The organism is Streptosporangium sp. DT93 (assembly GCF_049844535.1).
GTDB lineage: Bacteria > Actinomycetota > Actinomycetes > Streptosporangiales > Streptosporangiaceae > Streptosporangium.
In genome coordinates this window covers 223,072-237,598 of record NZ_JBNCLF010000006.1, presented here as the reverse complement: position 1 = coordinate 237,598, position 14,527 = coordinate 223,072, and the positions used below count along the sequence as shown (strand labels likewise).

At 73.3% G+C, this 14,527-nt stretch carries 14 protein-coding genes and 1 riboswitch; of the genes, 2 read left to right on the top strand and 12 right to left on the bottom strand.

The features are described from left to right. Window positions 1-174: 174 nt before the first annotated feature. From ACLQ2R_RS15750 to ACLQ2R_RS15725, 6 genes are all read right to left on the bottom strand, one after another. Window positions 175-1,200: an FKBP-type peptidyl-prolyl cis-trans isomerase gene (locus tag ACLQ2R_RS15750; protein ID WP_425960228.1), complete on the bottom strand. Its 1,026-nt coding sequence runs from the start codon at window positions 1,198-1,200 to the stop codon at window positions 175-177. A gap of 189 nt (window positions 1,201-1,389) precedes the next feature. Next, window positions 1,390-2,352 (bottom strand): FKBP-type peptidyl-prolyl cis-trans isomerase, encoded by a 963-nt coding sequence (locus ACLQ2R_RS15745; protein ID WP_425960227.1) that lies wholly within the window; start codon window positions 2,350-2,352, stop codon window positions 1,390-1,392. A gap of 251 nt (window positions 2,353-2,603) precedes the next feature. Then, window positions 2,604-3,962: a Pup--protein ligase gene (gene pafA / locus ACLQ2R_RS15740; RefSeq protein WP_425960226.1), complete on the bottom strand. Its 1,359-nt coding sequence runs from the start codon at window positions 3,960-3,962 to the stop codon at window positions 2,604-2,606. Between the two features lie 488 nt (window positions 3,963-4,450). Beyond that, window positions 4,451-5,263, bottom strand: coding sequence for a proteasome subunit alpha (gene prcA, locus ACLQ2R_RS15735; protein ID WP_425960225.1), 813 nt, complete (start codon window positions 5,261-5,263; stop codon window positions 4,451-4,453). A gap of 25 nt (window positions 5,264-5,288) precedes the next feature. After that, window positions 5,289-6,107 (bottom strand): proteasome subunit beta, encoded by an 819-nt coding sequence (gene prcB, locus ACLQ2R_RS15730; protein ID WP_425960474.1) that lies wholly within the window; start codon window positions 6,105-6,107, stop codon window positions 5,289-5,291. A 549-nt stretch (window positions 6,108-6,656) separates the two neighbouring features. Further along, window positions 6,657-6,866, bottom strand: a complete 210-nt coding sequence (locus ACLQ2R_RS15725) for a ubiquitin-like protein Pup (protein ID WP_386233629.1) — start codon at window positions 6,864-6,866, stop codon at window positions 6,657-6,659. A 230-nt stretch (window positions 6,867-7,096) separates the two neighbouring features. On the opposite strand from ACLQ2R_RS15725, the gene ACLQ2R_RS15720 reads away from it, so the two are divergent. Both ACLQ2R_RS15720 and ACLQ2R_RS15715 read left to right on the top strand, forming a co-directional pair. Next, window positions 7,097-7,501: a hypothetical protein gene (locus ACLQ2R_RS15720; RefSeq protein WP_425960224.1), complete on the top strand. Its 405-nt coding sequence runs from the start codon at window positions 7,097-7,099 to the stop codon at window positions 7,499-7,501. Window positions 7,502-7,662: 161 nt separating this feature from the next. Further along, window positions 7,663-8,457, top strand: coding sequence for a serine/threonine-protein kinase (locus ACLQ2R_RS15715; protein ID WP_386233635.1), 795 nt, complete (start codon window positions 7,663-7,665; stop codon window positions 8,455-8,457). 146 nt (window positions 8,458-8,603) lie between these two features. On the opposite strand, the gene ACLQ2R_RS15710 is transcribed toward ACLQ2R_RS15715, so the two are convergent. From ACLQ2R_RS15710 to ACLQ2R_RS15685, 6 genes are read right to left on the bottom strand one after another with little or no spacing between them, the layout of a single operon-like run. Next, window positions 8,604-9,944, bottom strand: a complete 1,341-nt coding sequence (locus tag ACLQ2R_RS15710) for a cobyrinate a,c-diamide synthase (protein ID WP_425960223.1) — start codon at window positions 9,942-9,944, stop codon at window positions 8,604-8,606. Beyond that, entirely contained in the window at window positions 9,938-10,540 is a 603-nt protein-coding gene (cobO, locus tag ACLQ2R_RS15705; RefSeq protein ID WP_425960222.1) for a cob(I)yrinic acid a,c-diamide adenosyltransferase, read from the bottom strand. Before cobO ends, ACLQ2R_RS15710 begins: the two co-directional genes overlap by 7 nt. Before the next feature lie 19 nt (window positions 10,541-10,559). After that, window positions 10,560-12,680, bottom strand: a complete 2,121-nt coding sequence (locus tag ACLQ2R_RS15700) for a putative cobaltochelatase (protein WP_425960221.1) — start codon at window positions 12,678-12,680, stop codon at window positions 10,560-10,562. Between the two features lie 20 nt (window positions 12,681-12,700). Next, on the bottom strand, window positions 12,701-13,267 hold the full coding sequence (locus ACLQ2R_RS15695; protein ID WP_425960220.1) for a histidine phosphatase family protein: 567 nt from the start codon (window positions 13,265-13,267) through the stop codon (window positions 12,701-12,703). Beyond that, entirely contained in the window at window positions 13,264-14,037 is a 774-nt protein-coding gene (locus ACLQ2R_RS15690; protein WP_425960219.1) for a CbtA family protein, read from the bottom strand. The genes ACLQ2R_RS15695 and ACLQ2R_RS15690 overlap by 4 nt, the downstream gene beginning before the upstream one ends. A gap of 7 nt (window positions 14,038-14,044) precedes the next feature. Beyond that, window positions 14,045-14,239 (bottom strand): CbtB domain-containing protein, encoded by a 195-nt coding sequence (locus tag ACLQ2R_RS15685; RefSeq protein WP_386233655.1) that lies wholly within the window; start codon window positions 14,237-14,239, stop codon window positions 14,045-14,047. Window positions 14,240-14,280: 41 nt separating this feature from the next. Continuing rightward, window positions 14,281-14,373, bottom strand: a riboswitch (adenosylcobalamin (AdoCbl) riboswitch). Window positions 14,374-14,527: the final 154 nt, after the last annotated feature.

Genomic DNA, 14,527 nt, shown 5'->3' with positions numbered 1-14,527 from the left:
GCCCCGACCGTCCTGACGGCCGCGACCGGTCCGGAAGGCGGGCGCGGGTCCGGGAGGCGGGCGCGGGTCCGGGAAACGGCTACCGGCCCGGGAAACGGCTACAGGACCGGTCACGGCCGCAGGACCGGGAAACGGCCGCAGGACCGGGAAACGTCCGCAGGCCCGGGCGGCGGCTCAGTAGGCCGCCAGGACGTCGACGACGAAGACCAGGGTGTCGCCGGGCCTGATCGACGGCGGCAGGCCCTCCTCGTAGCCGAGACCCGGCGGGACGACGAGCGCGACCCGGCTGCCCACGGGGACACCGACCAGGGCCCGGTCCCAGCCCGCGATGACGCGGCCCCTGCCGATCTGGAAGGCCCTGGGCCGCCCGGCCGCCCAGGTGGAGTCGAACACGGCGCCACCGCGCCAGACCCTGCCCTCGTACTGGGTGACGACGAGGTGCCCGGCGCGGACCCCGGCGCCGGTCCCCCGCAGCAGGATCCTGCTTCTCAGCGTGGCCGGAGGAGCGGCCTTCGGCACGGACAGGGCCGGGCGCCCGCCGGGAGGGCCGGTGACCCTGACCCCGTCCAGCGCCGCGGCACCGCCGACGCCGGTCGGCTCGCCCCCGGCGGCGGTACCGGGAGGGAAGGTCCCGAGCACGTCGACGACGTAGAACAGCTCGTCCCGCGCGGTCATCCCGCCGGGCGGGTTGGGGCCGTAGCCCTCCTCGGGAGGGACGGAGGCGATCACCCTGCTGCCCACCGCGTGACCCCGCAGGGCCTTGCCCACACCGGTGAGCGTCCCGTTCAGCGGGAAGGAGGCCGGGGCGCCCTGGTTGAAGCTGGAGGCCAGCAGGCGGTTGTCCTTGCCGTCCCACACGTGCGCGGTGTACTGGGCCACGACCAGGTCGTCCGCCCCGATGCGCGCGCCGGTGCCGGTCATCAGCTCGGTGAACCTCAGCCCCGGCGAGGGAGTGCCCTCGGGAAAGCGCACGGTCGGCCTCTCGCCGAAGTTCCCGACCACCTCGACGTCCGGCCCCGCCGGTCCGTCACCGGAGCTGCAGGCGGCGACCGGCACGAGCGAGAACGCGGCGAGCAGCGCGGCGAGCAGCGTCCCGGGGCGTGGCGCGGGAGGCCGCGCGGGACGGGACGCGGGGCGGTGCGCGGGACGCACCGTGGCACGGACGACGGCACGGACGACGGCACGGACGGTGGGGCGCATCCGGACTCCCTGGGCCGAGGGCTGCGCCAACCCTAACCCGCTATTGGGAGGGTTGTCAGTAGCCGGGGATCACGACCGGAGGCCGGGCGGAGGCGGTGAAAACCTGATGACCGGGCCCCGATCGGGGCCCGGTCACGGGACGTGCCATGGAGGGGTCCGGCGGGACGCGCCGGAAGCCGGAAGGACGGTCTAGTAGGCGGCCACCACGTCGACCAGGAAGACCAGGGTGTCGGTGCCCTTGATCTTCTCGCCGGAGCCCTTCTCGCCGTAGCCGAGGTCCGGCGGGATGCTCAGCAGCACCCGGCTGCCGACCGGAACGCCGACCAGGCCCTGGTCCCAGCCCTTGATGACCTTGCCGGTGCCGATCTGGAACATGATCGGCTGGGCGCCGCGCGACCAGCTGCTGTCGAACTCGACGTCCGAACCCCAGATCTTGCCGGCGTACTGGACGAGGATCGACTGGCCCGAGGTGACCTTGGGCCCGGTGCCCTCGATCACCGTCTTGGTGACGAGCCCCTTGGGAGCCTTCTCCTTGGTCTTGGTGGTGAGCTTGGGCGCGGCCTCGCCGCCCGGGTTCTCCACCTTGACGCCCTTGAGGCCCGGGTCGGTGGCGTCGCCCTTGGCGGTCTTCTCGGTGGGAACACCGACCACGTCGACCACGAAGACCTGCGACTGTCCCGGCGGGGCCTGCGCCTGCTGCTCCTTGGGCAGGGTGTCCTTGGCGACGACGGACAGGAACCTGCCGCCGCCCTTGGTCTCGGCGAAGCCCTTGCGGAGGATCTCCGGGACCTGCTCGTTGAGGGTGATGACCTGCGGCCCTCCCTCGTCGTAGGTCGAGCCGGCGAGCTTGTTCTCCTTGCCGTCCCAGGTGAAGACGGTGAAGTTGGCCACCACGCTGGCGCCGGTCTTGGCCGTCTCGCCGGCCGTTCCGGGGGTGAGGACCTTGAAGGAGGAGGTCTCGACGACCTTGGCCGGGAAGGCCACGGTCGGCTTCGCCCCGGCCGCTCCGGTGACCTGCAGTTCGGGGACCCCGCCACTGCTCGCGGAGCCGGAGGCGCCGGTGGTGCTGGTGGCGGCGTCTCCCCCGGTTCCACATGCTGCGGCGAACATCAGAGGCACTGCGGCCAGTACGGCCAGACTGCGGCGGCGCATAGGTATCCCTCAAGCAGACGTCAGGTTCGCGTCACATTACCCCTCCCGGTGTACGGAGGAGGTAAGACCGGGACGAGCTTGCCTAAGCGTGACCATGACATGCCGACGATCGACGTTACCCGCCCGCCGCCCGTGAAAGATTCACGGCGACCGGTGGCCGTCGCGCGCGGACGGGCGGCGGGCCCGGCGTCCGTCCGGTGCGGACGATCGACGGGCCCTCCATCCGTGGACGGACGCCGGGCCCGCCGCCGTCACATGCCGGCGATGAGCTTGTCCACCCTCTCGTCGACGCTGCGGAAGGGGTCCTTGCAGAGCACGGTGCGCTGCGCCTGGTCGTTGAGCTTCAGGTGCACCCAGTCGACGGTGAAGTCGCGGCGCTTCTCCTGGGCCTTGCGGATGAACTCCCCGCGCAGCCGCGCGCGTGTGGTCTGCGGCGGCACCGACTTGGCCTCGAAGATCTTGAGGTCGGAGGCCACCCGCTCCACCGCGCCGCGCTTCTGCAGCAGGTAGAACAGGCCGCGCCTGCGGTGCACGTCGTGGTAGGCCAGGTCGAGCTGGGCGACCCTGGGGCTGGAGAGCGGCAGGTCGTACTTGTTGCGGTAGCGCTCGATGAGCTGGTACTTGGTGACCCAGTCGATCTCCCGGGCGACCTTGTCCAGGTCACCGGTCTCGACCGCGTTGAGCGTGCGCTCCCACAGCTCCAGCACCCGGTGGCTGAGCTCGTCGCCGCCGCGGCGGTCGACGAAGTCGCGGGCCTTGGAGAGGTACTCCTCCTGGATCTCCAGCGAGGACGCCTCGCGGCCGTTGGCCAGCCGCACCCGCCGGCGCCCGGTCATGTCGTGGGAGACCTCGCGGATGGCCCGGATCGGGTTCTCCAGGGAGAGGTCGCGCATCACGGTGCCCGCCTCGATCATGCGCAGCACCAGGTCGGTCGCGCCGACCTTGAGCAACGTGGTCGTCTCGCTCATGTTGGAGTCGCCGACGATGACGTGCAGGCGGCGGAACCGCTCGGCGTCGGCGTGCGGCTCGTCGCGGGTGTTGATGATCGGGCGCGACCGGGTCGTGGCGCTGGAGACGCCCTCCCAGATGTGCTCGGCCCGCTGGGAGACGCAGTAGACCGCTCCCCTGGGGGTCTGCAGCACCTTGCCGGCGCCGCAGACGATCTGCCGGGTGACCAGGAAGGGGATCAGCACGTCGGCCAGGCGGCCGAACTCGCCGTGCCGGCCGACCAGGTAGTTCTCGTGGCAGCCGTAGGAGTTGCCCGCGGAGTCGGTGTTGTTCTTGAACAGGTAGATGTCGCCGGCGATGCCCTCCTCGCGGAGGCGCTTCTCGGCGTCGACGAGCAGACCCTCCAGGATGCGCTCGCCCGCCTTGTCGTGGGTGACGAGCTCCACGACGTTGTCGCACTCGGGGGTGGCGTACTCGGGGTGGCTTCCGACGTCGAGGTAGAGCCGGGCCCCGTTGCGGAGGAAGACGTTGCTCGACCGGCCCCAGGAGACGACGCGGCGGAATAGATAGCGCGCTACCTCGTCGGGCGACAGCCGCCGCTGCCCCCTGAACGTGCAGGTGACGCCGTACTCGTTCTCAAGCCCGAAGATGCGACGATCCATTGCCTCACACTATTCGCCGAACCCCTCTCGTGGGAGGGATCATGGGGTTTTCGGTCGTACGGCTTATGCCCAGGCCGACGAGCTGCTAAGCGCGAACGCCGCCCGTGCCCGGCTCGCGGGAGGACCGTCACGGCCGCGAGCGGCGCGGGAGCGCCGGGGGGCGGCGGCAAAGAGCCGGGAGCCGGGGTCGCGGGGGCGTCGCGCGAGCTCGTGCGGCGGGTTTTCGCACGCCGGAGGCGAGGGGCCGGGGCCGGATTCGGCCGCCCGGAAAAGGGCGGTCCCGAACGCGTGAGGGCGCCGCCCCGGCCGGGGCGGCGCCCTCACGTCGTACCGTCACGCCGTGACGCCGTCACACCACAGTGTCTCCGTGTATCCGTGTATCCGTGTATCCGCGCCGTCGTGTCTCCGCGCCGTCGTGTCGCCGACCCATCGGTGGCCGGTCCCGGCGGGACCGGCCACCGATGCCGGTATCGATGCCGGTGGCGGGGTCAGCCGCTCGATCCGGTGTCGATGTCACCGTCGGGTGCGGTCGGCGGGGTGCCGGGCGTCTCGGGGGCGGAGAGGGGGTTCTGCTCCTTCTCGTCCCGTACCGCCTGGGCGGCCGACTCGGCGGCGGGGGCTCCGGTGGCCAGCAGGCGCTCCAGCCTCGGGCCGTTGAGCCGCAGGAACTTGCGGTGCGGCCGGTTGCGGTCGAGCACCGCCACCTCGAGCTGGGCGGCCGGGAACCGCTCGCCCCCCGGCTCGGTCAGCGCGAACAGCGCGGCCTCCAGCGCCTCGCCCAGCGACAGGCCGTCGCGGTAGCGCTCCTTGAGCCGCCCCGCCACCGCCTCGGCCTGGCCGCCCATGGCGACCAGCCCCGCCTCGTCGAAGACCGAGCCGTCGAACGTCAGCCGGTAGATGTGGTCCTCGTCGGCGGAGTCGCCGACCTCGGCGACCACGATCTCCACCTCGAACGGCTTCGGCGACTCCGTGAAGATCTGGCCGAGGTTCTGCGCGTAGAGGTTGGCCAGGCCGCGGGCGGTGACGTCGTCGCGCGCGTAGGTGTAGCCGTTGATGTCGGCGTAGCGGATGCCGCCGAGGCGCAGCGCCTCGAACTCGTTGTAGCGGCCGACCGCGGCGAACCCGATCCTGTCGTAGATCTCGCTGATCTTGTGCAGCGCACGGGACGGGTTGGGCGCGACGAACAGGATGCCGTCCTCGTACTGCAGGACGACGACGCTGCGGCCCCGCGCGATCCCCTTGCGCGCGTAGTCCGCCTTGTCCCGCATCTGCTGCTCGGGCGAGACATATCCAAAAGGCATGGACACCTGGGGTGATCCTCTCGTGTTAGCGCAGCGGGGCGGTGGGGCCGTCGGGGGAGTTCGTCCGGGAGTCGATCACGACCCGGACGTGCTCGGCGACCTCGTCGTCGGGGAGCCGGTGGAATCCGTCGGCCGTGATCACCACGACGACGGGCCAGATCCTGCGGATCACGTCGGGACCGCCGGTCGCCGAGTCGTCGTCGGCCGCGTCGTAGAGGGCGTGGACGAGGGTCAGGACGGTGTCCTCGGGCGAGGCGCCCTCCCGGTAGAGCTTCTTCAGCGCCCCGCGCGCGAAGATCGAGCCGGATCCGATCGTGTGGTGGTTGTGCTGCTCGTACGGCCCGCCGCCCACGTCGTAGCCGAAGATCCGGCCACCGTCGATGTCGGGGTCGTAGGCCGCGAAGATCGGCACCACGACGAGTCCCTGCATGGCCATCGGCAGGTTGCCGCGGATCATCGTGGCGAGCCGGTTGGCCTTGCCCGTCACCGAGAGCGTGCGGCCCTCGCGCTTCTCGTAGTGCTCCAGCTCCACCCGGTAGAGGCGGGCCAGCTCGATGCCGGTGCTCGCGGTCCCCGCGATGCCCATGGCCGAGTGGTCGTCGGTGCGGAAGACCTTCTCGATGTCCCGCTGGGAGATGATGTTGCCGGAGGTCGCCCGGCGGTCTCCGGCGATCACCACGCCGCCGGCGCACTTCGCCGCGACGATCGTGGTGGCGTGCGGAATCTGGTCGCCCACCGGTGTCGCCAGGGCCTCGTTACGGCCAGGCAGCAAGTCCGGCGAGTGGGACCTGACGAACTCGGTGAACGAGGAGCTCCCGGTGTCGGTAAAGATATGATTCACCATGCCGGCGGGCAGGTCCCTGTGCGATCCCACGCGACTCCCTCCAAAGGTGCAGTCCTTTATGGCCCGACCTTACTCATCTTGCCGTGCTGCTTGCACTTCCCTGGATCAGCTCAGCGCGAACCACCTACGGGTGCCCGGCTTTTGAATCTTCACCGACGACCGGCCTCAGGCGGCCCGGTCCGCCGCCGCCTCACGCGGACACGGCGAAGGGGCACCGGCGGCGGACGACGGCGCCCAGCAGGGACGAAGCAGGGGGAACAGGGGGGAGGGAGGCACCGAAGGGGCCACGGGGATGAAGGGGACCGGGCGGCCACGCTTCTGCCGGGACTCGTCCCCCTCGGCCTGGGCTCCGGCGGCTCCGGCGGCTCCGGCGGCGCCCGCGCCGGAACGCGGAGGGGGCGCTCACGGCGGGGACGGCCGTGCGCCGCCCACCCGCCGAGCCCGGCGCCCGCCGGACTCGCCCCCGGCCGGGACGAGCCCTTCGGATCGCGATGGATCCGACCTCATCAGGCTCCAGTAGGACAAGTCACATGAGAGCTGATGTAAGACCTACTGGCCGCCCTTCTGGACGTAGGACCTGACGAATTCCTCGGCGTTCTCCTCGAGCACCTCGTCGATCTCGTCGAGGATCGCGTCGACGTCGTCCGAGAGCTTCTCGTGACGTTCCTGGACGTCGGTGGTTTCCGCCGCGGCGGTCTCCTCGACCTCCTTGTCGGTGCGGCCGGTCTGCTTCTGGCCGCCGGTGTCCTTGCTCGCCATGTGTGGCACCTCCACCTGGGGGACGCATCTGATTCATATCTTCCCCGAACCGGGCGACATTGCGCGCGGATGATCCCGCGATCTTTGCGGGCACCCCCACGGGCCGTGCCGAGGTCCTGCCCGTCAGGGAACCCCCTCACCCCGCCCCGAGGCAAATCCGCACCCCCTTGACTGGATAGTCGACCTATCCAATAATTGGCAAGCGCAACTATCCAATGAAGGGACCCCCCGTGTCGCCGTCCTCCCTGAGCACCGCCGGAGTGCTCCTGATCACCGTTCCCGCCGTCGCCTTCGGCGGGGCCTCCCTGCTCGCGCACATCATGCGCGACATCCCCGGCTACGCGGACAATCCCGTCCGCCGGGGCCTGTGGCGGGCGGGGCACGCCCACGCGGGCGTCCTGGTGCTCTTCGCGCTCGTCGCGCTCCTCTACATCGACCAGGCGGACCTGTCCGCCGGCATGAAGGACCTTGCCCGGGTCCTGATCGTGGCGGCCCCCATCCTGATGCCGATCGGCTTCTTCCTGTCGGTGGTCCGCCCCTCCGACACCACGCCGAACCGGCTGATCTGGCTCGTCCCGGCGGGCGGGGTCTCCCTCGCGGCGGGCGCGCTGCTGCTCGGCATCGGCCTGGTGTGAGCCCACTGCGCGCCAGCGTGAGCCCGCTATGAGCCCCATGAGCCTGCTTTGAGCCCCGTGTGAGCATCGTCACCGTCGAATCCGGAGAACAAGGGCGGCCAGAGGGACGCAAGGAACGTTCCAAGTAGGCCTCCGGGGTGGAAAACTGCGATCATTGCGGGGTGAGCACCATCATCGCGCGCAGGTACAAGCTCGTCTCCCGCGTCGGCCAGGGGGCGACCGGCGTCGTCTGGCGCGCCTACGACCTGCTTCTGGAGCGTGAGGTGGCCCTCAAGGAGATACCCCTGCCCCCCGGGGCGGCCGCCGCGGAGCAGCGGCGGCGCGTGGTCAGGGAGGCGCGGATGGCCGCCCGGCTGAGCCACCGGGGCATCGTGACGGTGCACAACCTCACCGAGGAGGCCGACCGCCTCTGGATCGTCATGGAGTTCCTGGAGGCGCTGACGCTGCACGACACGCTCGTGCAGGCGGGGCCGCTCCCGGTGGACCTGGTGGCGGCGATGGGGTGCCGCCTGCTGGAGGCGCTGCGGCACGCGCACGACGGCGGGGTGATCCACCGCGACATCAAGCCCGCCAACATCATGCTGACCGGCGACCGGGTGGTGCTGGCCGACTTCGGCTTCGCCGCGCCCGAGGGGGCCGCGACGAGCTCGATGCGCGGCACCCCGGCGTTCATCGCCCCGGAGGCGCTCCAGGGCAGGGGCGGCACCCGCGAGGCGGACATGTGGTCGTTCGGCGCGACGCTGTACATGGCGGTCGAGGGCAGGACCCCGTTCCGTACGGTGAACTCGATGGCGGCGCTGGTGGCGGCGCTGCGCGAGCCGCCGCGCGCGCCCAAGCGGGCGGGCGCCCTGGAGCCGGTGCTGCGCGGGCTGCTGCGCAAGGATCCCCGGGCCCGGCTGAGCGCCGTGCGGGCGGCGAAGATGCTGGACGACGTGCGCTGCTTCACCGCGGCCTGACCCGCCACCCCGCCCCGCCCCGCCGGACAGGCGGCCGGGAACCAACGGCCGGGGACCGGCGGACCGGCGTGACGCCGGACCGACGGGCGTGACCGGCCGGCGCGGACTGCCGGGCCGGCGCGGCGGGGACGGGCGGAGGGACGCGGTCAGCCGACGGGGACGCGGCGGCAGGCCGCGACGAACCGGGAGGCCAGCGCGGGACTTCCGGCCCAGTGCAGGTGCAGGTACGAGGCGGTGATCCGGTCGTCGCCGAAGCCGTCGGCCCCGTCCCGCCAGCGGAACAGCGGCCGGTCGGGGGCGGGCTCGACCATGGTGCGGTGGAACTCGTGGCCCCGGTAGCGTTCGCCGTCCCGGGTGAGCGCCGAGTCCCGCACGGCCACCGCGTCCCGGTACCCGAGCGTCAGCGTGCCGGTCATCCTGGCCTCCACGTCGAGGACCCCGCACATGGGCCTGTCGTCCAGCCTCCGGGACAGGTAGAGCAGGCCCGCGCACTCGGCCGAGATCGGCCCGTCGAACGCGGCGACCTGCCTGCGCAGCGGTTCGTTGGCCGACAGCTCGGCCGCGTAGACCTCGGGGAAGCCGCCGCCGATGACGATCCCGCGTGTCCCCTCGGGGAGCGCCTCGTCGGCCAGCGGGTCGAGCGGGACGATCTCGGCGCCCGCGGCCGCCAGCAGCTCGGCCTGCTCGGTGTACCCGAACGTGAAGGCCTGGCCGCCCGCGACCGCGATCCTGGTCACCGCCGGGACGGACGACCCCGGGCTCCAGGGCGGGGCCGGGCTCCAGGGCGGGGCCGTCTGCGGCGGCGCGGTGCGGGCGAGCCTCAGCAGCCCCTCCAGGTCGCAGGAGGCCACGACGAGGTCCGCGACGGCGTCCATGGCCCGCGCGGCCTGGGTGCGGCGCTCGGCGGCGGGCACCAGGCCCAGGTGCCGGGAGGGGGTGGCGACCGCGTCGCTGCGGCGGATCGCGCCGAGCACGGGCACCCCGCTCTCGGCGAGCGCCTCGCGGCAGATGCGCTCGTGCCGCTCCGAGCCGATCCGGTTGAGGATCACCCCGCCGAGCCTGATCCGGGTGTCGTAGGAGGCGAACCCGTGCACCAGCGCGGCCACGGACCGGCTCTGCCTGGCCGCGTCCACCACCAGGACCACGGGGGCCTCCAGCAGCCGGGCCACGTGCGCGGTGGAGGAGAACTCGCTCGAGCCCGCGCCGTCGTACAGGCCCATCACGCCCTCGACGATCGCGAGGTCGGCCCCGGCGGCGCCGTGCAGGAACAGCGGGGCGACGAGCTCCTCCCCCACCAGCCACGGGTCGAGGTTGCGGCCCGGGCGGCCGGTGGCCAGGGCGTGGTAACCGGGGTCGATGTAGTCGGGTCCCACCTTGTGCGGGGAGACCCTCGTGCCGCGCCGGGCGAGGGCGGCCATCAGCCCGGTGGCCACGGTCGTCTTGCCCGCCCCGGAGGAGGGGGCCGCGATGACCAGGCGGGCTACCATTCGATGCCCTTCTGCCCCTTCTGACCGGCGTCCATCGGGTGCTTGACCTTGCCCATCTCGGTCACCAGGTCGGCGGCCTCGACCAGCCGGGGGTCGGCGTCGCGGCCGGTGACCACGACGTGCTGGCCCCCGGGCCGCGTCCGCAGGACGGCCACCACCTCGTCGACGTCGATCCAGCCCCACTTCATCGGGTACGTGAACTCGTCGAGCACGTACAGCCGGAACGTCTCGGCGGCGAGGTCCCGCTTGATCTGCTCCCAGCCCTCGCGGGCGTCGGCGGCGTGGTCCTCCTCGCTGCCGGGCCGCTGGATCCAGGACCAGCCCTCGCCCATCTTGTGCCAGGAGACGGTCCCGCCCTCCTGCGAGTCGCCGAGCACCCGCAGGGCGCGCTCCTCGCCGATGCGCCACTTGGCGGACTTGACGAACTGGAAGACCCCGATCGGCCAGCCCTGGTTCCAGGCGCGCAGCGCCAGGCCGAAGGCCGCGGTGGACTTGCCCTTTCCCGGGCCGGTGTGGACGATCAGCAGCGGCCGGGCGCGGCGCTGCCGGGTGGTCAGGCCGTCCTCGGGCACGCTGACGGGTCTGCCCTGTGGCATCCTCGCCCCCTCTTCGTTCTCACGCGGCACCGCGCCGCTCGCGGATCATTCCGGCCAGGTCGGTGAGGTCGTCCAGGCGTACGGTCTCGGCGCCCATCCGGGCCGCCAGTTCTGCGGCGAGGCCGAGGCGCACGTGGCCGTCCTCGCAGTCGACCACCACGCTCGCCACGCCCGCCAGCAGCCCCGCGGCCCGCCGGGAGTCCTCGACCGTGCCGGAGGTCGCCCTGCCGTCGGTGACCAGGACCAGCAGCGGGCGCCGGGACGGGTCGCGCAATCGCTCGACCCGCAGCACCTCGGCGGCCCGCAGCAGCCCGGCGGCCAGGGGGGTGCGCCCCCCGGTGGGCAGCTCGCGCAGCCGGGCCGCCCCCGCCTCGACCGAGGAGGTCGGCGGCAGGACCAGGTCCGCGCGGGTACCGCGGAAGGTGACGAGCCCCACCTTGTCGCGGCGCTGGTAGGCGTCCAGCAGCAGCCCGAGCACGGCCGTCTTGACCGCGCGCATGCGCTGCCTGGCGGCCATGGAACCGCTGGCGTCCACCACGAAGAGCACCAGGTTGCCCTCCCTGCCCTCGCGGACCGCCTCCCGCAGGTCGCCGCGCCGCAGCAGCAGCCCGGGGCCGCTCCTGCCCCGCGCCGCCTGGTGCGGGGCGGCGGCGCCGACGGTCGCCCTCAGGTGCACGGAGCCGGTACGGCCCTCGGGGACGCGTGACCCGGTGGTGCGGCCCAGCGGCGTCCTGGCCCGGGACCTTCGCCCGGGGGCTCCGGCGCCGACGCCGGGGACGGTGAACAGCCTGGTCCTGGCGCCCGGGTCGGCGCCGGAGGTCCGCTCCGAGCCGCCCGGCCCCTTCCCTGCGGGGTCCGCGCCCTGCTCCCCGGCCTCGGGGCCGGCGCCGCGCGGGCCGGGGACGTCCGGGACGGAGGGCGGCCCGGCGTCCGCGCCGCCGTGATCAACGGGGTCACCGGGGTGGTCCGGCGTGTCCCCCGCCGCTTCCCCGGTCTCGGGAGCGCCGTCGGGGTCCAGGCCCCCGGGACCGTCCGGGCCGTCCGGGCCGTCCGGACCCTCGGGGCCGTCCGGGCCGTCGGGTCCCGGGCCGCCGGGGCCGTCGTCGGGGTCGTCGGGGTCGTCGGGGATCCGGTCCAGGAGGTCCTGGAGCCTGGCCTCGTCCAGGCCGGGCGCGTCGAAGGGGTCGCGGCGCCGGCGGTGCGGGAGCGCGAGCCGGGCCGCCTCGCGTACGTCGTCGGCGGTGACCCGGGTACGGCCCTGCCAGGCGGCGTGCGCGATCGCCGCGCTCGCGGTCACCAGGTCGGCCCGCAGCCCGTCCACCTCGAACGCCGCGCAGACGGTGGCGATCCGCAGCAGCGCCGCGTCCGGGAGGACGACCTCCGGCAGCCGGGCCCGCGCCTCGGCGATCCGGGCCGCCAGCTCGCGCTCCTCGCCCGACCAGGCCGCGGCGAAGCCGTCGGGGTCGGCCTCGAAGGCCAGGCGGCGCCGTACCACCTCCACCCGCAGGGACGGCTCGCGCGAGGCGCGGACCTCCACGGTGAGCCCGAAGCGGTCCAGCAGCTGCGGGCGCAGCTCGCCCTCCTCGGGGTTCATGGTCCCCACCAGCAGGAAGCGCGCCGCGTGCCGCACCGACACGCCCTCGCGCTCGACGTAGCAGGTGCCCAGGGCGGCGGCGTCGAGCAGCAGGTCCACCAGGTGGTCGTGCAGGAGGTTGACCTCGTCGACGTAGAGGACGCCCCGGTGGGCGCCCGCCAGCAGGCCGGGTTCGAAGGACTTCACGCCCTCGGTCAGGACGCGCTCGATGTCGAGGGAGCCGACGAGCCGGTCCTCGGAGGCGCCGACGGGCAGCTCGACCAGCCGGGCCGGCCGGAGCGTCCCCCGGGCGGGAGGGACCTCGTGCGGCCCGTCGGGGCAGCCGGGGTCCGGGGCGGCGGGATCGCAGGAGAAGCGGCAGCCTGCCACCACCTCGACGGGGGGCAGCAGCGCGGCCAGCGCCCGTACGACGGTGGACTTGGCGGTGCCCTTCTCCCCCCTGACCAGCACGCCCCCGACCCGCGGGGACACGGCGTTGAGGATCAGGGCGAGCTTGAGATCCTCCAGCCCCACGATCGCGGTGAACGGATAACGGGAGTCAGGCACCTTCGGGTCCTCCTTCGTCGTCACGGGGAGTAGGTCAGCCGCCAGCGCACGCCGCGCCCGGTGAGCGTCACCCGGGACAGCGGCGCCACGTCCACGCGCCAGAAGGCGCGGGCCGGGGCGCCGAGGGCGTGCACCACGGCGGCGCGGACGACCGACGGGTGGGTGACCGCGACCGTACGGCCCGGGGGGCGGACCGCGAGCCAGCCGGACACCCTGGCCAGGAGCGCGGTGACCGGCTCGCCGCCGTGCGGTGCCGCGGCCGGGTCGCCGAGCCAGGACGCGAGCGCCTCGGGTTCGGCGGCCTCGACCTCACCCAGCGTCATCCCGGCCCAGCGCCCGTAGTCGCAGTCGGCCAGCAGCGGGTCGGGCTCGGCCCGCAGGCCGAGCGCCGCCGCCGTCTGCAGGCAGCGCAGCTCGGGCGGGCAGGCCGCCGGGCCGGGCACGAACTCCCGTGCCAGCCCGGTGGCCAGGCGCAGGCCGCGCCCGTCGAGCGGTTCGTCGGCGGGGAACGCGGCCCGCGCCGTCGCCTCGGTGGAGGCGTGGCAGACCAGCAGCAGCCGGGTGACCCCCGAGGGGGCCGCCGTCACACCGGGGTGCGCCGGCGCGCGGCGAACGCGAACAGCACGCCGATGCCCGCCCAGAAGACCACCTGGGTGCCCAGGGAGGCGACCCGGAAGTCCCAGAGCAGGTCAGCGGGGAAGCCCCGCGGCACCTCGGCGATCCTCGGCATCAGCGCCCAGGCGGCGACGACGGGGACGAGCACCGCGGCGCCCGTGACCAGCCACCGCACCCACGGCTCGCCGCCGGAGGCGTACCGGTGGGCGGCGACCCCCGCGGCCACCGCCAGGAGGCCGATGGCCACCGCGACCAGGTACAGCACGGTGCGCTGGCCGATGGTCCCCGGGTCGCCCACGGCGGGCGGGTTGGCGGGGTACTTCACGAAGGGGACGAGGACCACCGCGAGGAACGCGGCGGCCGCGAGGGTGACCGCGAGCGCCGGTTCCGAGCGGGGCCCGGCCCTGCCGCGTACGGCCGCGTAGACGAGGGCGAACAGGCCGCCGACCGCCAGCCCGTACAGGCCCAGGGCGAGGAACAGGCCGAACCGCTGCCCGTTCCTGCTGACCAGGGCCTCCTCCCCGTGGGAGTGGGCGGCCTCCTCCGTCCCCGCCTCGTGCGAGTGCGTTCCGGTCGCCGTGCCCCCGACGTCCCCGGCGGGGGCCGCGACGGCGGCCGCCGCCTCCTCCAGCGCGATGGCCTGGTCGATGCGCGGCTCGCCCACGGCGTAGGCGAAAACGGCCGCGAGCAGCCCTGCGAGCAGTCCGGCGACGAGTCCCCGGACGATCAGTTTGGTGATCACCTGTGGCTCAGTGGCAGGGGACGCCGAGGAGGTGACGCCCGTCGTGCATCAGCTCGTGCAGGTAGTCACCCGCCTGTGAGACCACTCCCTGGTCGAAGGTGACCAGGTAGGCCAGGAGCAGCAGCACCGGCACGGCGAGAAGCCAGCGGGTGAGCGACCGCAGGGGGATGGGCTGGGCGTACGGAGCCGAGATCTGACTCACGACTACCTCCTCCGGGATCACGCGTCCCTTTTCGTAGGTCGGTGGCGGCCGAGTGACCTGACTTCCGCCCCTGGGGGCCGGTTACAGTGGCGCGACCGTACCGGAATCTCACCGGATTTCCCTCGCACCGCCACAAAACACCCGGAACGTATCCCGGTTTCCCATCGCCCGTCAATCCAGACAAAAAAGCTAATTAACCGAAAAAGCGGTCGGACATGGTGAGGGGGGAGGCGGCCCGGCCGGGCCGCCGCCCCCCGCCCCAGACCGCACAGGGCGCCGGGGAGCCCC

What these genes read in the sequence shown, in the direction of transcription:
- pafA (WP_425960226.1), bottom strand. Translation starts at nt 3,962, where the DNA reads ATGGATCGTCGCATCTTCGGGCTTGAGAACGAGTACGGCGTCACCTGC.
- ACLQ2R_RS15710 (WP_425960223.1), bottom strand. Translation starts at nt 9,944, where the DNA reads ATGGTAGCCCGCCTGGTCATCGCGGCCCCCTCCTCCGGGGCGGGCAAG.
- ACLQ2R_RS15745 (WP_425960227.1), bottom strand. Translation starts at nt 2,352, where the DNA reads ATGCGCCGCCGCAGTCTGGCCGTACTGGCCGCAGTGCCTCTGATGTTC.
- prcA (WP_425960225.1), bottom strand. Translation starts at nt 5,263, where the DNA reads ATGCCTTTTGGATATGTCTCGCCCGAGCAGCAGATGCGGGACAAGGCG.
- cobO (WP_425960222.1), bottom strand. Translation starts at nt 10,540, where the DNA reads ATGCCACAGGGCAGACCCGTCAGCGTGCCCGAGGACGGCCTGACCACC.
- prcB (WP_425960474.1), bottom strand. Translation starts at nt 6,107, where the DNA reads ATGGTGAATCATATCTTTACCGACACCGGGAGCTCCTCGTTCACCGAG.
- ACLQ2R_RS15750 (WP_425960228.1), bottom strand. Translation starts at nt 1,200, where the DNA reads ATGCGCCCCACCGTCCGTGCCGTCGTCCGTGCCGTCGTCCGTGCCACG.
- ACLQ2R_RS15725 (WP_386233629.1), bottom strand. Translation starts at nt 6,866, where the DNA reads ATGGCGAGCAAGGACACCGGCGGCCAGAAGCAGACCGGCCGCACCGAC.